This window comes from Haloarchaeobius sp. FL176, from assembly GCF_024609245.1.
GTDB lineage: Archaea > Halobacteriota > Halobacteria > Halobacteriales > Natrialbaceae > Haloarchaeobius.
Genome location: NZ_JANJYH010000005.1, coordinates 161,596 through 181,976, shown reverse-complemented (window position 1 = coordinate 181,976; position 20,381 = coordinate 161,596). Strand labels below are relative to the sequence as shown.

At 67.6% G+C, this 20,381-nt stretch carries 18 protein-coding genes, 1 tRNA gene and 1 other RNA gene; 13 read left to right on the top strand and 7 right to left on the bottom strand.

Annotated elements, in window-relative coordinates:
• Positions 1–24: 24 nt before the first annotated feature.
• The 5 genes from NO978_RS11520 to NO978_RS11500 all read left to right on the top strand — a co-directional run bounded on the left by NO978_RS11520 (position 25) and on the right by NO978_RS11500 (position 6,565).
• Positions 25–2,505 carry an ABC transporter ATP-binding protein gene (locus NO978_RS11520; RefSeq protein ID WP_257299736.1) on the top strand — a complete coding sequence of 827 codons (2,481 nt, stop codon included), beginning with the start codon at positions 25–27 and terminating at the stop codon, positions 2,503–2,505.
• Between the two features lie 78 nt (positions 2,506–2,583).
• Entirely contained in the window at positions 2,584–4,212 is a 1,629-nt protein-coding gene (locus tag NO978_RS11515; RefSeq protein WP_257299735.1) for an ABC transporter substrate-binding protein, read from the top strand.
• Between the two features lie 22 nt (positions 4,213–4,234).
• The gene (locus NO978_RS11510; RefSeq protein WP_257299734.1) at positions 4,235–5,257 is read left to right on the top strand and encodes an ABC transporter permease; all 1,023 of its coding nucleotides are present in this window, start codon (positions 4,235–4,237) and stop codon (positions 5,255–5,257) included.
• Positions 5,254–6,222, top strand: a complete 969-nt coding sequence (locus NO978_RS11505; RefSeq protein ID WP_257299733.1) for an ABC transporter permease — start codon at positions 5,254–5,256, stop codon at positions 6,220–6,222. Before NO978_RS11510 ends, NO978_RS11505 begins: the two co-directional genes overlap by 4 nt.
• Complete coding sequence (locus NO978_RS11500; RefSeq protein WP_257299732.1) at positions 6,209–6,565, top strand: hypothetical protein; 357 nt, start codon at positions 6,209–6,211, stop codon at positions 6,563–6,565. The genes NO978_RS11505 and NO978_RS11500 overlap by 14 nt, the downstream gene beginning before the upstream one ends.
• Before the next feature lie 12 nt (positions 6,566–6,577).
• Here the strand turns inward: NO978_RS11500 and NO978_RS11495 are convergent, their stop codons facing one another.
• Positions 6,578–7,864, bottom strand: coding sequence for a dihydroorotase (locus tag NO978_RS11495; protein WP_257299731.1), 1,287 nt, complete (start codon positions 7,862–7,864; stop codon positions 6,578–6,580).
• Positions 7,865–7,903: 39 nt separating this feature from the next.
• Positions 7,904–8,614 (bottom strand): lipoate--protein ligase family protein, encoded by a 711-nt coding sequence (locus NO978_RS11490; protein WP_257299730.1) that lies wholly within the window; start codon positions 8,612–8,614, stop codon positions 7,904–7,906.
• A 54-nt stretch (positions 8,615–8,668) separates the two neighbouring features.
• Here NO978_RS11490 and NO978_RS11485 point away from each other — a divergent pair, with 54 nt between their 5' ends.
• On the top strand, positions 8,669–9,571 hold the full coding sequence (locus NO978_RS11485; protein WP_257299729.1) for a hypothetical protein: 903 nt from the start codon (positions 8,669–8,671) through the stop codon (positions 9,569–9,571).
• Positions 9,572–9,748: 177 nt separating this feature from the next.
• On the opposite strand, the gene NO978_RS11480 is transcribed toward NO978_RS11485, so the two are convergent.
• On the bottom strand, positions 9,749–10,330 hold the full coding sequence (locus tag NO978_RS11480) for a cysteine hydrolase family protein (RefSeq protein WP_257299728.1): 582 nt from the start codon (positions 10,328–10,330) through the stop codon (positions 9,749–9,751).
• 84 nt (positions 10,331–10,414) lie between these two features.
• On the opposite strand from NO978_RS11480, the gene NO978_RS11475 reads away from it, so the two are divergent.
• The 3 genes from NO978_RS11475 to NO978_RS11465 are packed head-to-tail and all read left to right on the top strand — an operon-like array spanning position 10,415 to position 14,616.
• The gene (locus NO978_RS11475) at positions 10,415–11,965 is read left to right on the top strand and encodes an Hvo_1808 family surface protein (RefSeq protein ID WP_257299727.1); all 1,551 of its coding nucleotides are present in this window, start codon (positions 10,415–10,417) and stop codon (positions 11,963–11,965) included.
• 42 nt (positions 11,966–12,007) lie between these two features.
• A complete protein-coding gene (locus NO978_RS11470; RefSeq protein ID WP_257299726.1) occupies positions 12,008–13,441 on the top strand; it encodes an Hvo_1808 family surface protein in 1,434 nt (477 codons plus the stop codon).
• A gap of 29 nt (positions 13,442–13,470) precedes the next feature.
• Positions 13,471–14,616 carry a nicotinate phosphoribosyltransferase gene (locus tag NO978_RS11465; RefSeq protein ID WP_257299725.1) on the top strand — a complete coding sequence of 382 codons (1,146 nt, stop codon included), beginning with the start codon at positions 13,471–13,473 and terminating at the stop codon, positions 14,614–14,616.
• Here the strand turns inward: NO978_RS11465 and NO978_RS11460 are convergent.
• Positions 14,613–15,221, bottom strand: coding sequence for a TIGR00296 family protein (locus NO978_RS11460; protein WP_257299724.1), 609 nt, complete (start codon positions 15,219–15,221; stop codon positions 14,613–14,615). The two genes, NO978_RS11465 and NO978_RS11460, sit on opposite strands and share 4 nt — an antisense overlap.
• Before the next feature lie 118 nt (positions 15,222–15,339).
• Here NO978_RS11460 and rnpB point away from each other — a divergent pair.
• Positions 15,340–15,738: RNase P RNA component (gene rnpB, locus NO978_RS11455), an RNA gene on the top strand.
• Positions 15,739–15,846: 108 nt separating this feature from the next.
• Here rnpB and NO978_RS11450 read toward each other — a convergent pair.
• From NO978_RS11450 to NO978_RS11440, 3 genes are all read right to left on the bottom strand, one after another.
• The gene (locus NO978_RS11450) at positions 15,847–16,941 is read right to left on the bottom strand and encodes an aminopeptidase (protein WP_257299723.1); all 1,095 of its coding nucleotides are present in this window, start codon (positions 16,939–16,941) and stop codon (positions 15,847–15,849) included.
• A 55-nt stretch (positions 16,942–16,996) separates the two neighbouring features.
• Positions 16,997–17,131 carry a hypothetical protein gene (locus tag NO978_RS11445; RefSeq protein WP_257299722.1) on the bottom strand — a complete coding sequence of 45 codons (135 nt, stop codon included), beginning with the start codon at positions 17,129–17,131 and terminating at the stop codon, positions 16,997–16,999.
• 75 nt (positions 17,132–17,206) lie between these two features.
• Positions 17,207–17,280 (bottom strand) — tRNA-Val (locus NO978_RS11440).
• A gap of 67 nt (positions 17,281–17,347) precedes the next feature.
• On the opposite strand from NO978_RS11440, the gene NO978_RS11435 reads away from it, so the two are divergent.
• From NO978_RS11435 to NO978_RS11425, 3 genes are all read left to right on the top strand, one after another.
• A complete protein-coding gene (locus tag NO978_RS11435; protein WP_257299721.1) occupies positions 17,348–17,857 on the top strand; it encodes a DUF192 domain-containing protein in 510 nt (169 codons plus the stop codon).
• A gap of 69 nt (positions 17,858–17,926) precedes the next feature.
• On the top strand, positions 17,927–18,196 hold the full coding sequence (locus NO978_RS11430; protein WP_257299720.1) for a hypothetical protein: 270 nt from the start codon (positions 17,927–17,929) through the stop codon (positions 18,194–18,196).
• A 203-nt stretch (positions 18,197–18,399) separates the two neighbouring features.
• Positions 18,400–20,325: an ABC transporter ATP-binding protein gene (locus NO978_RS11425; protein WP_257299719.1), complete on the top strand. Its 1,926-nt coding sequence runs from the start codon at positions 18,400–18,402 to the stop codon at positions 20,323–20,325.
• Positions 20,326–20,381: the final 56 nt, after the last annotated feature.

The window sequence follows — 20,381 nt, the reverse complement described above, 5'->3', positions numbered from 1 at the left end:
TTCTCGCTCGTAGCTACGGAGATAATGGAAGAACTACTCTCCGTCTCCGGTCTCAGAACACAGTTCGCGACCGACCGGGGGCAGGTCAAGGCCGTCGACGGCGTCGACCTGACGGTCCGCGAGGGGGAGACCGTCGGTCTCGTGGGCGAGAGCGGCTCCGGCAAGAGTGTCACCGCGCTGTCGACGATGGGGCTCGTCGAGGACCCCGGCGAGGTCGTCGGCGGGACAGTCGAGTTCCACGACGCCGAGATCGCTGCACAACTGGCCGACGAATTCCCTGGACAGGCCGACAGCTTCGTCGACCAGTCCGAGGGCGTCGTCGACCTGAGCGCCGCACCCGAACCCGCGATGCGGGCCATCCGTGGCGGCGAGATGAGCATGATTTTCCAGGACCCGATGACGTCGCTCAACCCCGCCCTGACGGTTGGCGAGCAGGTCGCCGAGAGCCTGCAGCTCCACCAGCACGGCGGGCGCAAGCGAGACACGTGGTGGAACGCGGTCAGGGAGGTCCTGCCGTCGCTGCAGGGTGGCGGCATCAGCGAGGAGGTGCTCGAATCGGCGGTCTCGATCCTGGAACAGGTCGGTATCCCTGACCCCGACGAGCGGCTGGACGACTACCCACACGAGTTCTCCGGCGGGATGCGCCAGCGCGTGCTCATCGCTATCGCGCTGGCGTGTCAGCCCAAGCTCCTCATCGCCGACGAGCCGACGACGGCACTGGACGTGACGATCCAGGCCCAGATCCTCGAACTTATCAACGAACTACAAGAAGACATCGGGATGTCCGTGCTCTTCATCACGCACGACCTCGGCGTCATCGCGGAGACCTGCGACCGGGTCGCGGTGATGTACGCGGGCGAGATCGTGGAGGAGGGCCCCGTCGAGGAGATCTTCGCCGACCCGAGCCACCCGTACACGTACACGCTGCTGGAGTCGATCCCGTCCGAGGACACGGAGCGTCTCACCCCCATCGAGGGGAACGTCCCCGACCTCGTCGACCTTCCAGAAGGATGCCACTTCGCGCCGCGGTGTCCGTGGGCGGAGCCGGCGTGCCGCGAGGGCGAGATACCCTATCTCCAGCACGGCCCCGACGAGATGGACCACCGGTCGAAGTGCATCCTCGACGACTTCGACGAGTCGCTGTACGGCGAGGCTGGAGCCGGGATGTCCACGTCGGCCGAGCAGTTCGACGGCGAGCCGCTGGTCGACGTCGACGGACTCACGAAGCACTTCTCGCAGGCCGACGACTTCCTCGACAGACTGCTCGCCGACGAGGAGCAGCCGGTCAGGGCGGTCGACGGTGTCGACTTCGATCTGTACGAGGGCGAGACCCTCGGCCTGGTCGGCGAATCCGGTTGTGGCAAGTCGACGACTGGCCGGACGCTCCTCCGCCTGATCGAACCGACGGACGGACGGGTCCTGTTCGCCGGTGAGGACCTCGCTTCGCTCGACAAGGACGGGCTCCGCGGGCGGCGGCGGGACATGCAGATGATCTTCCAGGATCCAATGTCCTCGCTGGACCCCCGGCTGACCGTCGCCCAGACCATCCGGGAGCCGCTCAAGATACACGACCTGCCCGAGCCCGACGGGAGCGGCGACCGCTCGAAGCGACAGCGTCGGCGCGAGCGGGTCGACGAACTCATCGAGGCGGTCGGCCTGGAGGTCGACCAGCGCGACCGCTACCCGCACGAGCTCTCCGGTGGACAGCGCCAGCGTGTCGGCATCGCCCGCGCACTCGCGGTGGACCCGGACTTCATCGTCGCCGACGAGCCGGTGTCGGCACTCGACGTGAGCGTGCAGGCACAGATACTCAACCTGCTGGAGGACCTGCAAGAGGAGTTCGGGCTGACGTACCTGTTCATCGCCCACGACCTGAGCGTCGTCCGCCACATCTCTGACCGCGTCGCGGTGATGTACCTCGGGAAGGTGGTCGAGGTCGCAGAAACGAACGAGCTGTTCGACGACCCACAGCACCCCTACACCGAGGCGCTGCTCTCGTCTATCCCCGACCCCGACCCGTTCGCGGAGACCGACGACCGGATACTCCTGTCCGGGAGCGTCCCCAGCCCCATCGACCCGCCGAGCGGCTGTCGGTTCCGGACGCGGTGTCCGAAGGTCATCCCACCGGAGGACCTCGACATCGAGCAGGCGGCGTTCCGCGAACTGATGGACTATCGCCAGCGCGTCGCCGAGGGGAGCGTCCCGGTCGAGCTCCCGACGGTCTCCGAAGCTGTCCCGGGAGATGACTCGACTGCGGCAACCGACGGGGGGTCGGCGGCCGACGTGTCGGTCGCCGACGCCCGGACGGAACTGTTCGAGACGACGCTCCCGGTGGAGGTGCGACGTGTCGTCGACGACTCGCTGCGACTCGTCGCGGCCGACGAGTACGACGAGGCGGCCGATCTGCTCGCCGAGGAGTTCGGGAGCGTCTGTGAGCGCGAGGAGCCCGAACTCGGCGACGGTTCACACGTAGCCGCCTGCCATATCTCCCGCGCTGACCGGTAGCTTCTGCCGATATCTACGTTTGTTATACTTTGTCGGGGTTTCGTTATATTTATTGGAGATAGCCGAGGATGCCGGTTTATGGCACGAGATATGGATCGACGCAGCTTCCTCAAGTCGGCGGGTGCCGCCGCAGCAACGACGACGATGACCGCGAGCGCGGGTTGCATCGGCGACCTCGTCGGTAGCGGCAGCGGCGGAACACTCGTCTACGGACGCGGTGCCGCATCCGAGACGCTCGACCCGCAGGCGACGACCAGCGGCGAAGTGGCCAAGGTGACGAACCAGGTGTACGACACGCTCATCGGCTTCGAGCCGGGCGGCTCCGCGCTCGTCGAGTCGCTCGCGACCGACTTCGAGCTAGACGGGACGACCGCAACACTACAGCTCCGCGAGGACGCGACGTTCCACAACGGCGACGAGTTCACGGCCGACGACTTCATCGCGACGTACCGCCGCTTCCTCGACGAGGAGTACGAGTACTTCTTCGAGGACGGCTCCATCTACGGACCCTACCTCCTCGGGTCGGTGAACGAGGTCACGGCACCGGACGACTACACCGTCGAGTTCGATATCTCGAAGCAGTACGCCCCGTTCCTCGCGAACCTCGGGGCGTTCGCGCTGGTCGTGCTGCCGAAGTCCGAGATAGAGGCCGAAACCGACTTCTCGTCGACCATGGTCGGCACGAGCGCGTTCGAGTTCGAGAGCCTCGACGACGGCTCGGGGACGATTCGCCTCTCCAGCAACGGCGACTACTACGGTGACGGCCCCAACGTCGACGAGGTCGTCTTCGAGGTCATCGGGGAGAACTCCACCCGTGCGTCCTCGCTCAACGCGGGCGAACTCGACATCATCGACGGGCTCGACCCACAGACGATCACGCAGGTCGAGGACGGCGAGGGCGAAGTCCACCGCACTGCCGGGATGAACGTCGGCTACCTCGCGATGAACATCGCCGAGTTCGAGCCGTTCCGGAACAAGAAGGTCCGGCAGGCGATGAACTACGCCATCGACACCGAGGAGCTGGCCAACAGCGTCTACCAGGGCATCGCGGTGCCTGCGAGCCAGCCCATCCCGGACTCCATCATGGGATACAACGAGGAGCTGGACCCGTACCCGCACGACCCCGAGCAGGCCCAGCAGCTGCTCGAGGAGGCCGGATACGGCGACGGTTTCGAGTTCGAACTCGCTACGTTCCAGAACCCGCGGGCGTACAACCCGTCGCCGGTGCAGGCTGCCGAGACGGTCCGCTCGTACCTCGGCGAGATCGGCATCACGGCGAACATCGAGCAGAAGACGTGGGAGACGTACCTCACCTACACCGGTGAGGGGAGCCACGACGCTTGCTTCCTCGGCTGGATGACGGACAACGGCGACCCGGACAACTTCTACTACGCTCTGCTCCACCCCCAGGTGGAGTCCAGCGCCGACCAGAACTACGTCGAGTGGGGTACCAAGGGGATGAACACGAGCAACCGCGCCGCCTGGGCGAACAACGACTTCATGGATGTCGTCGAGCAGGGACAGACGACCTACGAGGATAGCGAGCGGGAGTCGCTCTACAAGGAGGCCGGGAGCATCTTCCACGAGGAGTGTCCGTGGGTCCCGCTGGTCCACACCGAGGAAGTCCGTGCGACCGGAACGAACGTCTCGAACTACGTCGTCGAGCTCATCGGTGGGCCGTTCCTGAACCAGGTCGAACTCGAGTAACTGCCTCCGTCATCTCTCCCTGATGATATCAAAGCGATACATATTCAAGCGATTGCTGTTGCTGGTTCCGGTGCTGTTCGGAGTTGCGACGCTCGTCTTCTCCATCCTGCATCTCTCGCCCGGCAACCCGGCGACCGTCGTCGCGGGGCAGCAGGCGTCGGCCGAGGAGATTCGGCAGGTCGAACAACGGCTCGGACTCAACGACCCGGTCTGGGTCCAGTACGGGCGGTTCATGCTCGATGCGGTCCAGCTCAACCTCGGAGAGTCCTGGGTCATCCGGAAGGGTGAGCCGGTCACGAGCGTCCTGCGGTGGAAGTTCCCCATCACGCTCGAACTGGCGGTTCTCGGGCAGATAGCCGGGATCATGTTCGGAATCCCGATCGGCATCGTCAGCGCAATCAAGCAGGACACTATCACGGACCACCTCAGCCGGGTCGGTGCACTCTCCGGAATCAGCATCCCCATCTTCTGGAGTGGGCCGCTGGTGATCCTGCTGTTCTCGGTCTCCCTCGGGTGGTTCCCGACGAGTGGGCGTCTCACGCAGCGGGCGTACGAAGGCGGCGCGCCCCAGACGACCGGCGCCTTGCTCGTGGACTCCCTGCTCGAGGGGAACATCATCATGTTCATCGACGCCGCCTGGCACCTGTTCCTCCCGGCGATGGTCATCGGTATCTACTCGATGGCGCTCATCTCCCGGATGATGCGCTCCTCGATGCTGGAGGTCGTCCGGCAAGACTACATCCGGACCGCACACGCGAAGGGACAGGGGCGGAAGATAACGCTGCTGAAACACGGTCTCCGGAACGCGCTCATCCCCGTCGTCACAGTCATCGGCATCCAGTTCGGGAGCCTCCTCGGTGGGGCGGTGCTGACCGAGACAGTGTTCAACATCAGGGGTATCGGGATGTTGCTCGTCGACGCGATCACCGACGGTGACTACCCGATAATCCAGGGGACTGTTCTCCTATTCGCGCTCGTGTTCACCATGGTGAACCTGATCGTCGACCTGACCTACTCCTACCTCGACCCGAGGATCGAACAATGAGCACTGAAACAGCCACACCGGAGCGCGAGGAGCGGGGATTCGTCGACCGGCTCCGCGCGTCGCCGTTCCTCACCGAACTCCTGTCGAACCGACTCGCGATATTCGGCCTATCGCTGATACTGCTGATCACCGTCATGGGCGTCGGGACCCGGCTGGCGGTGTTCGTCGGGGTCCTCGACTTCGGCCAGCTGCTCGATACGCAGTTCGCCCAGCAGCAGTACTACCCACCGTGTGGCGACGCGACGCTCACTGGCTGGCTCTCGTCGCTCGGCTCCTGTCAGCACTTTTTCGGGACCGACGCACAGCGAAGGGACGTGTTCCTGCGGACGATGTACGGCGCGTGGCTCGCGCTGAAGTACGGCACCGTCACGGTCGCCGCCTCGACGGTGCTCGGCGTCGGCCTCGGAACCGTGGCCGCGTACTACGGCGGCTGGATAGACAACGTCATCATGCGGACGATGGACGTGCTGCTCTCGTTCCCCTCCCTGCTGCTGGCGCTCGCGGTCGTCGCCGTCTTCGGGACCGGTCTCTGGAAGGCCGTGTTCGCACTGACGCTCGTCTACACGCCCCGGTTCGCCCGCGTCGTGCGCGGTGCGGCGTTGAAGGTGCTAGAGGACGAGTACGTCGAAGCGACCGTCGCGCTCGGGGCGCGTGACTGGCGGGTCATCGTCAGGCACGTGCTCCCGAACTCGCTCGCGCCGATCACCGTCCAGAGCACGCTGAACTTCGGGCTTGCGATCATCGACCTCGCGGCCCTCTCGTTCCTCGGCTTCGGTGCGACTGCCGGCACGCCGTCGTGGGGTTGGATGCTGACGAAGGGCGTCGAGAACGGGCTCATCAACGGCCTCTGGTGGATGTCCTTCTTCCCCGGCCTGTTCCTCGCGCTGACCGTGCTCGGGTTCAACCTGCTCGGCGACGGGATGCGCGACGCACTTGACCCGCGGATGCAGGATGCGGTCGACTGAGGTGGCGACCGGCACTGGTCTCGCCACGGCCGTCCGCCGTCTCGCGACCGCCGGGGGTGCCGGCGTCGTCGTCGGGCTCGTCGCTCTCGCCGGGCTCACCCTCGACGGGACGCTCCGGGCGGCGACCGAGACCACCTTCGCGGTCGGTGCGCTCCTGCTCGGCTTCGGCGTGCTCGGCTGGTCCGGCTCCGTGATGGCAGGCCGCGGCATCGAGAACATGCAGCGCTACATGGACACCGGCTCGGACTGGACCGAGACAGACTCACGGCGCGCGATGGCCAGAATCAGCGGCTTCGGCGTCGGCGTGATGCTCGCTGGCTCACTCGCGACGGTGCTGCTGTGAGCCGCGCCGGACTCAGAGACTGACGTTCTGCCCGTCGTTCTCGCCGAACTCCTCGCCGTCCCAGACGACCGTTCCCCGAACTGTCGTCCACTCGGGGAAGATGCCCGTCCAGCCCTCGAACGGCGTCCACCCGCAGTTCGAGTGCAGGTCTGCGCCGCGGATCTCGCGGCTGTCGTCGATGTCGTACAGCGCGAGGTCCGCGTCGTAGCCCTCGGCGACCCGTCCCTTCGAGTCGAGCCCGAAGATCTCGGCCGGGTTCGCGGCGACGAGGTCGCGGACGCGCTCGAAGCCGAACGCACCGTCGGTGGCGGTGGCTTCGACGAGCAGGAGCGGGACCATCGTCTCGACGCCGGGGACGCCCGATGGCGCGTCGCGGATGTTCTCCTCTTTCTCCTCGACGGTGTGTGGGGCGTGGTCGGTCGCGATGACGTCGACCGTCCCGTCGGCGACGCGCTCGAAGACGGCCACTCGGCGTGGTTCGGAGCGAAGCGGCGGGTTCATCCGGCCGTGGCTGCCGAGGTCGGCGGCGTCGAGGCGCGAGAGGAACAGGTGGTGCGGGGTGACCTCGCAGGTCGCGCCGGCCTCGGCGGCGGCGTCGATGCCCTCCGGCGTCGAAGTGTGGGCGATGTGGAGGTCCGCACCGGAGTCGGTGGCGACCTCACAGGCGCGCTCGACTGCGGCGGCCTCGGCTTCGGGGGTCCGGTAGGCGGACCAGGCGTCCCCGTCGGCCGCTCTCCCGACGCCGTCGTCGGCGTTTTCGAGCGCTGCCTCGTCGAACAGGTCGGCGTCCTCGGCGTGGACGGTGACCGGCACGTCGTGTCCCGCGGCCAGCTCGACGGCGTCGTCGAACAGGTCGGCCTCGATGCCCATGTCGCCCGTGGAGTCTGCGAGAAACACCTCGCCCAGGGCGAACAGGGGTCTGTCGAACAGGGAGTCGGGGTCCCACGACTCGGTGACGCCGCCGTTGACGCCCCAGTCGACGAGCGACTCGCCGGCGAGGGCGGCCTTCTCATCGAAGGCAGTGCCGGACACCGTCGGCGGGTCGGTGTTGGGCTGGTCGACGACGGTCGTCACGCCGCCCGCGGCGGCGCTCCGCGAGCCGGTCGACCACGTCTCCTTGTGCGAGAAGCCGGGCTGCCGGAAGTGGACGTGCACGTCGATGGCACCGGGCATGAGCAGTTTTCCGGTCGCGTCCACGTCGACCTCGCCTCCGAGGTCGCCGACCGCGTCGATGGTCTCGCCGTCGACGCGCACGTCGGCGGTCGTCCCGTCCGGCAGCGTCGCGTTGCCGATGAGCATATCTCCCACTCCCGCGCCGGGCGTCCTAAGTCTCCCGAACTACGGCTCGTCGTGTGAGTCGACGGACGCCCCGTCGAGCCGCTCGACGGTCGGCTCGGGCTCGCCCGCGAGCTCCGCCTCGATGGTCGCGCGCACCGTCTCGGGGTCGCTCGTCCCCCCAGCCCGCTCGATGCTCCCGAGCGAGTTCGGGTCGAACGGCGCGTCGAGCGCGCCGTAGACGGCATCGAGTAGGTCGGCAAGTTCCTCGTGGTGTCGGACGATACAGACGCCCGAGGTGATGGCGGCGTCGGCACGGACGCGCTGGGCGATGCCGACGAGCTTGCCGTCGCGCTGGAGCGAGTGCTGGCCCGGGCAGAACGAGTCGGACGGTTCGCCGCGTTCCGCGGGCACGCCGAGCCGCCGGAGGGCGCGCCGCACGTCCACCGTGAGCGCCTCGTACCGGTCGTCCAGCCCGCCGCGGACGTCGTCGACGGGCGTGATGCGGGCGAAGGCGAGCGTCGTCCCGCCGTCGTAGGCGACCGCGCGGCCGCCGACGCTCCGCGTGACGGGTTCGAAGCCGCGCTCCCGGGCCGCACTCGCGGCCGCCTCGTAGCCCGATTCGTTGGCGTCGCGGCGGCCGAACGCGACGATACGATGCGGCGCCCACACACGGACCGCCGGTTCGCCGTGCTCGCCGACCTCGTCGAGCAGCCGTGCCGTCACCTCGCCGTCGGCCGTCGGGTCCTCCCCGCGGCCGCGAACCACGCGCATGGCTCCGGGTTGGGGGCGACGCGTCTAAACCCATCGGGTCCGAAGCCGTCCCCGATGGAGGTCACGCTCGGCCCGACCGTCGTCGACCAGTACGACCGGCTGTCGCTGTACAACTCGCCGTACCCTGCTCACGACGCGGGCCACGCGGTCGACTGCTACCCCGGCGACGACGCCGCACCGAGCCCGGTCGCCGGGACGGTTCGCGAGACGCTCACGGTCAGAGCGCCGCCACGTGACTACGCCGACGACGAGGACCACCTCCTGCTCGTCGACGTCGACATCGCTTCGACGCCGGGGCTGTCGGTCGGCGGGAGCGACGGTTCCGAGCCGTCTGCCCTCGTCGCGCGTGTCATGCACGTCGATTCCCCGCTCGACCCCGGTACCAGGGTCGCGGTCGGCGACGACCTCGGCGAGCTCGTCTTCCCCGGCTTCTTTGGACCATGGGTCGATCCGCACCTCCACGTCGGTTTCCGTCGGCCGGACCAGCACCTCCGGCGTGCATCGGGCTCGCTTCCACTCGTTGCCGACGTCCCCGTCGAAGCGGTCCCGTGGGACGGCACCGGCGAGGTCGTCGCGACCGGCGACACGTGGGCGATGCTCGACGCGCCTACCCATCCGAATCCGGGCCGGTTCGTCGGCCTCGAAGCCACCACCACCGGCGGAGCGCGTGTCGCGCTCGACGGCGGGTTCCGGCACTACGACTGTGGCGGCCTGTTCGACGAACGCGGCTCCCGGCGCGATGGCGACGGGTCAGTCCGCTTCCTCGGCGAGCGGGTCGGTGTCGCCGACGGTCGGTCCGTCGTCTGGGACGACGTGACCGTCACTGCGAACGGCGAGCCGGTGCACGGCCTCTCGCTGTTCCTCGCCCGCGACCCGGGCTTCGGTGCGAAGCTGGTCTGCCCAGACCGCGAGTTCGCTGTCGGCGACCGGGTCACGGTCGCCGTCGACCCGACGTAGTCCGACGCGGCCGCTCCGGGGATTCAAGTACGATACCGCGGCCAACGGCGGCGTGCGCTGACACACTGCCGACCGTCGGTTCCGCGGGTGCGCGACGCGCCGTCGGTCGAGCCACGCTGCGTCGCCTGTTCGCCACAGCAACGCCAGCGACAGCGTCGACAGGGCTCACTGCGGCTGCTACTCCCCGCTCACGAATGCCACGTCCATGGACCGCGTCACCTCGCCGAACAGCCAGTCCGCGTGGTCGAGGGCGTACTCCCGGTGATCCGACTCGATGGCCCCGATGCAGTCCTCGACGAGCACCGGTCTGTAGTCCCGTAGCCCCGCGCTCCCGGCCGTGTGGAGGACACAGACGTTCGCGAGCGTCCCGCAGATGACGAGGTCGTCGATACCACGGGCCGTGAGCCAGCCGTCCAGCTCCGTCTCGTGGAACGCGTCGTACGTGTGCTTCTCGACGACGTGGTCGTCCTCGCGCACTTCCAGCTCCTCGACCAGCTGTGCGTCCCAGGACCCCTCGAGGACGTGCTCGCCCCACTGCTCGAACTCGTCGTAGTAGTGCGCGCCGTCGAACTGCTCCGGCGGGTGCACGTCCCGCGTGAAGACGACGCGGCTGCCGGCGTCGTGTGCCCGGTCGACAAGCGACGCGACCGGGTCGATGGCCGTCTCGCTCCCGGGCGCGTAGAGGCTCCCATCGGGTTTGCAGAAGCCGTTCTGCATGTCCACGACCACCAGTGCGGTGTCGGTCGAGTCGAACTCCATGTGTCGCGGTTCGGGTGGCACGGCAAAGTCGATTGTGCCGCCGGCACCACGTCGTTTATTTCCACGTGGTCCCTCAGCCGAGATATGCGAGTATCGGCGAGCATCCTCGTCGCCCTGCTCGTGGTCCTCGCCGGCTGTAGCGCGCTCGACGGCTCGTCGAACGCGACTGACACGCCCGAGACCACGGCACCGACCGACGAGATGCAGACGACGGCGGCACAGACCACTCAGACAACGACCGACGGCGGCGACCAGTCCGGCGGCCTCGCCGACCCCGAGGAGGACGTCCTCGGGTGGGAGGACGGCTACTGGTACAACGAGAGCATCACCGTCGACCGGAGCGACGGGCTGAACGACACCGAACTCGACAGGGTCGTCTCGCGGTCGATGGCCCGCGTCGAGCAGGTCCGTGGCCTCGAGTTCGAGAGCCGCGTGCCCGTCGAGATCATCTCGCGCGAGGAGTACCGCGAGCAGGTCCAGTCGGGCAACACGACGACCGCCGACCGGCTCCACCAGAACGTGAAGTGGGAGGCGATGCTGATGGTCGACGAGTCGACCGACGCCATCGCCGTCCAGAACCGGAACTCCGCCGGCGGCGTCGGCGGCTACTACTCCCCGAGCGAGGAGCAGATCGTCATCATCTCCGACTCGGAGACGCCCGAGATGGACGAGATAACCCTCTCCCAGGAGCTGTTCCACGGGCTGCAGGACCAGCGGTTCGACATCAGCTCGTTCGACCAGTCCACCCAGGAACTCCACAATGCCCGCGACGGCATCATCGAGGGCGACGGGAACCTGGTCGACCAGCGCTACCAGGAGCGGTGTGAGTCCAACTGGGACTGCCTGATGCCCCAGCAACAGCAGGGCGGCGGTGGTTCGAGCGACATCCACCTCGGGCTCTACCAGGTCAGCTTCCAGCCGTACAGCGACGGCGTGCTGTTCGTCCAGCAGCTGTACGAGCGGGGCGGCTGGGACGCCGTGAACGCGGTGTACCAGAACCCGCCGGCCAGCACGGAGCAGACCATCCACCCCGACCGGTACCCCGACGAGACGCCTTCCTATCCGACCGTCGAGGACCGTAGCAACGACGACTGGCAGGTGCTCGGCCTCGAAGACGCAAACGACTACGCCTCCTTCGGCGAGGCGGGCCTCTACGTGATGTTCTGGTATCCGTCGTACCAGACGACGCAGGCGACCGGTCAGCTGACGGATGTCGTCATCCCGTACCAGAACCACCTGAACTACGACGGCCAGCAGCTCAACCAGACGGACCCGTTCAACTACGACCACCCCATCACGGACGGCTGGGCGGGTGACCGGCTCGTGCCCTACGTCACCGACGACTCGGCGAGCACGAACGAGACCGGCTACGTCTGGCAGACCGAGTGGGACAGCGAGAGCGACGCCAGCGAGTTCGCCGACGCCTACCGCGACCTGCTCGATCACCACGACGCACAGGCGGTGAGCGACCGGGCGAACACGTATCTCATCGACGACGGGGCGGCGTACGGCGACGCGTACCACGTCGTCCAGCAGGGGACGTCAGTGGTCATCGTCAACGCGCCGACCGTCGACGACCTGAGTGGCGTCCGGAGCGGTGCGGGCACGACGAACGCGAGCGTCGTCGCGGCCTGAGCGAGGCCAAACTCCTTTGCCGGCGGCCCCGAACAGACCGCCATGAGACGCATCCTCCCGGTCGCCTGTCTCGTCGCCCTGTTCGTCCTGTCGGGCTGTCTGGGGCTTGGCTTCGGCGAGACGCGCCTTGCCGAACCAGCGTCGAACCATCCGGACCCGGACACCGACGTCCGCGGCTGGGAGGACGGCTACTGGTGGAACGACTCGCTCCCAGTGGAGGGCGAGGACGGGCTGAGCAAGCCCGAGATAGAGGCGGTCACCGCGAGAGCGATGGCTCGCATCGAACGCATCCGCGGCCACGAGTTCGAGGAGTCGGTGTCGGTCGAGATAATCTCGCGGGAGACGTACCGTGAGCAGCGTTCCGGCGGTGGGTCCTCGCCCGAGTGGCGCGAGCAGTTCTGGGAGGCGCTGTTCGTCGTCGACGAGGACACGACGGTGGACGAGGCGTTCGGCGAGCTGTACGGCTCGTCCGTGCTCGGCTACTACTCGGCCGGCGACATCGTCATCGTGAGCGACGGTTCCGAGCAGCTCCGGCTCTCGCGGGCGACGCTGGTCCACGAACTCGAGCACGCGCTGCAGGACCAGCAGTTCGGGCTCGCCGCGAGCACGACGACCCGGGACGGCCGGCTGGCCGCGACCGGTGTCGTGGAAGGTGACGCGAACTACGTCGAAGGGCTGTACGAACAGCGCTGTGCGGCGGGTACCTGGGACTGCGTCGAGGTGCCACAGGCGGACGGCGGTGGCGGGAGCAGGGACGTGAACGCCGGGCTCTCCGTGGCGACGTACACACCCTATGCGGCCGGGGAGCGGTTCGTCGCGGCGCTGTACGAGCGCGGCGGCTGGGATGCAGTCGACGGGGCCTTCGAGAACCGGCCGGTCAGCACCGAACAGCTCATCCACCCCGAGCGGTACCCGGACGAGCGGCCCACCCCGGTGACGGTTCCGGACCGGTCGGGCGAGAGCTGGCGGCGGATCGCGGTCGGCGGCGAGTCCGTCCTCGAAACGGCGGGTGAGGCCCACATCTACTCGATGTTCTGGTACGGCGAGACGCTCCCCCGCGAGCACTACACCAGCGGCGAGGGCGTGAACCGATACAGGTACGACCATCCGTACTCGACCGGCTGGGCCGGTGACCGGCTGGTGTTCTACACGGACGGCGAGCAGGGCGCGTACGTCTGGCGGTCGCAGTGGGAGTCGGCCGACGAGGCGCGTGAGTTCGCTGATGCCTACCGCGAGTTGCTCGCCGCTAACGGGGCCGAGTCCCGTGGCGACGGGGTCTACGTCGTCCCCGACGGTGGCTTCGCCGACGCGTTCCGCGTGGTCCGCGACGGCGACACGGTGCTCGTCGTGAACGCGCCGACGGTGGCCGACCTCGACGACGTGCATGACCCCGGTGGACTCGCCATCGCAGCAGCCGGACGGATACCGTCGTCGCTCACGGATGCGACGACAGGGCACCGAGCGGGCACCGCCTAGACTTTTGCCCGGGGACGAGAACGCCCGGTATGGACGATTCGTTCGACGTGATTCCCGCCGAGGCGATACGCGACGGCACCGCGACGGACGCCTACTTCGAGCGGACCGAGGAGGCCCTCGAACACGCCGGGGTGAACCCTCGCGTGGTCGTCGAGGTGACAGCCGACCAGTTCCCGTCCGGCGAGTTCGAGGTGCTGGCCGGCGTCGAGAGCGTGGCACGACTCCTGGAGGGTCGCCCGGTCGACGTGCAGGCGATACCCGAGGGGCAGCTGTTCGACGGTGGCCCGGTGATGCGAATCGAGGGGCAGTATCTCGACTTCGCCAGTCTGGAGACCTCGATCCTGGGGTTCCTTTCGCAGGCCTCGGGCTTCGCGACGGCCGCGCTGGAGGCCAGACGGGCCGCACCTGAGTCGCAGGTGCTCTCCTTCGGCGCGCGCCACGTCCACCCCGCCATCGCCGCCGCCGTCGAACGGAGCGCGCTGGTCGGCGGGCTGGACGGCTTCTCGCACGTGGCCGCGGGCGAACTGCTCGGCCGGGAGGCCGGCGGGACGATGCCGCACGCGCTCGTCATCTGCATGGGCCGCGGCCGCCAGGAGGACGCCTGGCGCGCGTTCCACGAGGCGGCCCCGCCCGGGGTGCCCCGCATCGCGCTCTGTGACACCTACAGCGACGAGGTCGACGAGGTGCTGCGGGCGGTCGACGAGCTGGGCGACGACCTCGACGGCGTGCGCCTCGACACGACGGGCTCGCGACGGGGCGACTTCGAACACATAATCCGCGAGGTGCGCTGGGAGCTCGACGTCCGGGGGCACGAGGACGTGGACATCTTCGTCAGCGGCGGACTCACGCCCGACCGCATCCGCGAGCTGCGCGACCTCGCCGACGGCTTCGGCGTCGGGAGCCACGTCACGAACGCGGACCCGGTGGACTTCGCGCTCGACATCGTGACCGTAGACGGCGAGCCGGGGGCCAAGCGCGGGAAGCTCTCCGGCAAGAAGCAGGTGTACCGGACCGCGGACGGCGCACACGCGGTCGGACTGGCGGACCGCGAGGGGCCCCTCGATGCGGAGCCGTTGCTGGAGCCGTTGCTACGGGATGGAGAGGTCGTCGGCGAGTTCGACATCGACGCGGCGGCCGAACGGGCGCTCCGGGACGCCGAGCTGGTCGACTTCTAACCGGTCAGCTCTTCGATACTACCTTCGGGATCGCGCTCGCGGAAGATCTGGCCCTCGAACAGCGTCACCATCACGTCCTCCTGCTGCCAGGCCATCGGCGGGAGGCCGGCCTTCCGGCAGACACGACCGAGGTACTCGGTCTTCGACCAGCCGTGCTCGACCGGGACGGTCGGGTAGAGCCAGCCGCGCTCGCTGCCGGTGTCGATTGCGACGCCGTGTGTGCCGAGCTCCATGTCGGCGACCGGGTCGTCGGTGAGGACGAGGTTACAGACACAGCAGACCGAGACGGTCAGACTCGAGAGCTCGGTCGGCGTCACCTCGGAGCCACAGGAGTCCTCGCTGGCGGCCTCGATGGCGGCGTCGACGATGACGTGGCCGAGCTGGTCGTCGGACTCGTAGCCACCGGCACAGCCCCGGAGGCTCCCACGCCCCCGGGTCGATTCGAGCCGGACGAACGCTCCCGTTCGGTTGTAGAAGGCGTCGATCATGCTGCCGGGCTGCTCACGTCGACCGTTCACGACGAAGCCCTCCACCGCTTCTCGCGCAAGTTCGACGGCACGCGCCCCGTCATCGTACGTCAACTGGACGCCTTTTGCCTGCGACATAGAACGTATATCGTGGGACACGCTCTTGAACGCTTTCGTTTCGTCTCGACGGCAGTAGGAAGCTCCTACCGGCCGTCCGACCGAGGGGTTTAAACGCGGGACAGGGCTAGGCTTCGACGGTAGAGAGAGCCCGGCCACCGCGACGTGGCTCCGCCACGACGTGAGGAAAGTCCCCCCACCGTCCGGACAGGTGGCCGGACGCAAGTCCGGAGCGGGAGACCGCTGGCTCTGGAACAGAAACGAGACCCCTCGGCCCGAGCGATGAGGCGCGAGCGGTGACGCGAGTCACCGCTCGGTGCGAACCGACCCGCAAGGGAAGGGAGTTGACCCGCCGAGCGCGCGTGGTCGCATCCGCGACCACGTCCGGGCACGCGGTCCGCCGCGTGTCGACGGGCGAGAACGGATGGAACGGCGAATCCCCACTGGTGCAAGTCCGCGCCACTAGGTAGTCCGGACGAGGCGACGGACGCTCAGCCGAATGCCGGGACGAACAGAAGGGGGCTTACTCCTCTCAACCACTATCCTTCGTCGAGCGCCGAGCAAGCTCTGCGCTCGCAAAATCCGGGCCAAGCAGTGACCGTGGAGAGGATGACGCGGACCGGCAGGTCCGGCTCGACGGCGTTTGCTACTCTTCGAACCCGTCTTCCCATCGGAACGTGCCGTTGCGCTGCACGACCTCGCCGTCGACCTCCATGCGCGAGTCCTCGCTCACGTCGGTGATCATGTCGACGTGGACGGCGGAGTCGTTGCCGGACTCGCCCTCGGGCAGGTTCGCATCGTAGGCGCGGCCGACGGCCATGTGGACGGTGTCGCCCATCTTCTCGTCGAACAGGATGCTGTCGGTGAACCGGTCGATGCCGCGGTTCATGCCGATGCCGAGCTCGCCGAGCCGGCGCGCGCCCTCGTCGGTGTCCAGAATCTCGCCAAGGACGTCCTCGCCGGCGTCGGCGTTGTAGTCCACGACTTCACCGTCCTCGAAGGTGAGGTGGACGTTCTGGACCCGGGTCCCGCGGAAGGTCATCGGCACGTCGAAGAACACCTCGCCCTCGACGTCGTACGGTGCGGTGAACACCTCGCCGCTGGGGAGGTTGTGGCTGTCGTAGGCGACGCTCGCGGCGGAGTTGACCGCCGTACGCCCCTCGATGGACATCGTGATGTCGGTGTCCTGCTTGACGAGACGGACCTCGTTGCCCTCGTCGAGGACGGTCTTCATCTTCGCCATCTCGTCGGCGAGTGCCTCCCAGTCGCGGAGCACGGCGTCGTAGACGAAGTCCTGGTACTCCTCGTAGGCCATCCCGGCCTGCTGGGCGAGCGAGCGCGTCGGGTGGACCGTCGACACCCAGTCGGTGTCCATCAGCGCCTCGCGGACGCCCTGGCTCGCCTGCGCGGCGGCCTGTCGCTTCGTCGCGGGCACGTCGGCGTCGGCGCTGGTGTTGCGGCCGCCGCCGAGGCGGAGCACCACGTCCGTCTCCTCGTACAGCGCCAGCTCGTGTGTGCTCTCGTCGAACTCGCCGTCGTGGGCCTTCGTGTACGCGCGGCCGACCTCGCCGGAGCCGTACTGCACCGACATGTTCGCACCGACGTCGCCGAGCGCTTCGGCGACCGCGACGGCGAGGTCGTGCGCGCCCTCGTCGACGCTGACGACGACGTTGTCTCCCTCGCTCACGCGGGCGCTCCAGTTCACGAGCACGTCGGCGTGCTCGTGGATGCGTTCGTCCATGTTCCAGCCGACGCCCCTCCGACACAAAACTGCCGCGGAGTCGGCCACTCGGCCGCTACTTCGACGTGACCCGGTAGCGTCCACCGACCTCGTTGGTGTTCAGCTCGTCCGCCCGCTTTTTCGCCGACTTCCGGTCGTCGAACGGCCCTTCGAACTCGTGCCCGTCCACCACGACGTAGTACTCTGCCATCGTCGCCGTCACTACTGGTTGGGGAGTAAAGTGTGTGACGGCCTGGCGTGACTGGTCGGGGTCCCGAGAAGCGAGTGGGGTGGGCCAGGTTCGAACTGGCGACCTTCTCCTTGTAAGGGAGATGTCATAACCGGCTAGACCACCACCCCGCAATCGGGCGTAGCCGACCCGTCGGAATAACGCTTCCCTTTTTTCGTGGGGGTCCGAAGGACGACCGTGAATCGGAAACGCCTCTTCCAGGTCGCCCTGGTCGGAGCTGCCGCCCTCCTCATCGTCGCCATGTTCTGGTACCTGGGCGTCATCGAGCTCCCGGGCGAGGACCAGTACAGTGGTCCCGCGACCGTCGTGGTGTCCGACGAGAACGGCAGCGAGAAGGCGGTCATCGAGGTCGAGGTCGCGGACACCCGCCAGGAGCGGTTTACGGGACTGAGCGACCACGAGAGCCTCGCTGACGGCGACGGGATGTGGTTCGTCTACGACGAAGAGAGCCAGCATACGTACGTGATGCGCCGGATGGAGTTCCCGCTCGATATCATCTTCGTCGGCGAGGACGGCCGCATCAACAGCATCCACCATCGGCGCGCACCCGGCCCGAAGGAGGACGGCAACGAGATCACCGCGACCGGTACGGGCCAGTACGTGCTGGAGGTCCCCCGGGGCTACGCTAACGAGACCGGGATGGAGGTCGGTGACCACGTCGAACCGAACTACAACGAGTCGAACTGACCGGGCCCAACCCGGCCCACCCGACCGGCGACCGCAACGCCTACCGTCCCGTCGGTCGCAGTTCCCGCTATGACCGACGCCGTTGCCGCGCTGGCCGACCGCGACGGCTGGCGCGCGGAGGGGTTCGCCGCTCGCGTCCACTACGAGGGCGCGGGCGACCGCTACAGCATCGAGTTCTACGAGCCGAGCGAGTGCGTGGTCTACTGGAAGGTGAAAGGCGACGGCGATGTCGCCGTGCCCGTCGGGCGGAACACCGTCCCGGACCCGCTCCGGGCACGGATTCGGGAGGACCTCGCCGAGGCGGGCATCGACCCGGAGGTCGAGCGGCGGGAGCTCTGAGGCCGCCCGCGGCCGACGGCTCGGCGGTAGAGCCTTGGTAGCACACGACAATAATCTGTTCACGTACGCAGACACAGTTCCGAGTCAGTGAGACTATTTGCCAAACCCATGCAAGCCCCACAGCCCCGGGCCCCGCGGTGGATTGCGGCAACTGTTTCGATTCGTAACAAGCCTTTTCAATCTGAGCCACCAGAAGATGCACAATGAGTATCGAAGCTGAAGACGAGGACCCGTTCGAGGAACAACGGGAGAACACGGAGAACCCGATGAAGCGGCTGTTCCTCGAGTACGGGTCGGACAACAAACTCGCCTTCGTGGTGGGGTTGCTCTCCAGCATCGTCGCCCGGCTCCTGGACCTGCTTCCGCCGGTCCTCCTCGGCGTCGCGATCGACGCGACGTTCCGCGGGTCGCGGCCGTTCAAGCTCGGGCCGGTTCCGCTGTACGAGTACGCGCCGGACCCGGAGTCGCAGGTCATCCTCGCCTCCGGAATCATCGGGTTCGCGTTCTTCGGCGGGGCGGCGTTCCACTGGGCCCGCAACTGGGGCTGGAACTCCTTCGCCCAGCACATCCAGCACGAGGTGCGCACCGACACGTACGACAAGATGCAGCGGCTCAACATGGACTTCTTCGCCGACAAGCAGACCGGCGAGATGATGTCCATTCTCAGCAACGACGTGAACCGCCTCGAGCGGTTCCTGAACGACGGGATGAACTCGGCGTTCCGCCTGAGCGTGATGGTCATCGGCATCGCCGGCATCCTGTTCTACTACAACTGGCAGCTCGCGTTCATCACGCTGGTCGTCGTCCCGCTCATCGGCGTGACGACGTACAAGTTCGTCAGCATCATCCAGCCGAAGTACGCCGACGTGCGCTCGTCGGTCGGGCAGATGAACTCCCGGCTGGAGAACAACCTCGGCGGCGTGCAGGTCATCAAGACGTACAACACCGAGGACTTCGAATCCGACCGCGTCGACGATGTCTCCCAGGACTACTACGACGCGAACTGGGACGCCATCAACACCCGCATCAAGTTCTTCCCGGCGCTGCGCGTGCTCGCGGGCGTCGGCTTCGTCATCACCTTCCTCGTCGGTGGCCTCTGGGTGTACGGCGGCGAGGGACCGTGGTTCCTCACGGGCACGCTCTCGGAGGGTGAGTTCGTCGTCTTCATCCTGCTCAGCCAGCGGTTCATCTGGCCGATGGCGCAGTTCGGGCAGATAATCAACATGTACCAGCGGGCACGCGCGTCCAGCGAGCGCATCTTCGGGCTGATGGACGAGCCCTCGCGCATCGCCGAGGACCCCAACGCCGAGGACCTCGTCGTCACGGACGGTGACGTGACCTACGACGACGTGAACTTCGGCTACGACGAGGACGAGACCATCGTCGAGGACATCAGCTTCGACGTCTCGGGCGGCGAGACGCTCGCGCTGGTCGGCCCGACCGGAGCCGGGAAGTCGACGGTGCTCAAGCTGCTGCTCCGGATGTACGACGTGAACGATGGTGCCATCGAGATCGACGGACAGGACCTGCGGGACGTGACCATCCCGAGTCTGCGCCGGCACATCGGCTACGTCAGCCAGGACACGTTCCTGTTCTACGGCACCGTCGAGGAGAACATCACCTACGGCACGTTCGACGCCGACCGCGAGGACGTCGTCGAGGCCGCGAAGATGGCCGAGGCCCACGAGTTCATCCAGAACCTCCCCGACGGCTACGACACCGAGGTCGGCGAGCGCGGCGTCAAGCTCTCGGGTGGGCAGCGCCAGCGCATCTCCATCGCGCGGGCCATCCTCAAGGACCCCGACATCCTCGTGCTCGACGAGGCGACCTCCGACGTCGACACGGAGACGGAGATGCTCATCCAGCGCTCCATCGACGAGCTGGCCGAGGACCGCACCACGTTCGCCATCGCGCACCGCCTCTCGACCATCAAGGACGCCGACCAGATCCTCGTCCTCGAGGACGGTCGGGTCGCCGAGCGCGGCACCCACGAGGAGCTGCTCGGCAACGATGACCTCTACGCGCACCTCTGGGGCGTGCAGGCCGGCGAGATCGACGAACTCCCCGAGGAGTTCATCGAGCGGGCCAGAGAGCGCGAGAACCGCGTCGAGGCACAGAACGACGACTGACCGGCCCGTAGGCTAAAGACGCTGTCGTCCTTTCGTCCGGACGACAGACTCCGGTG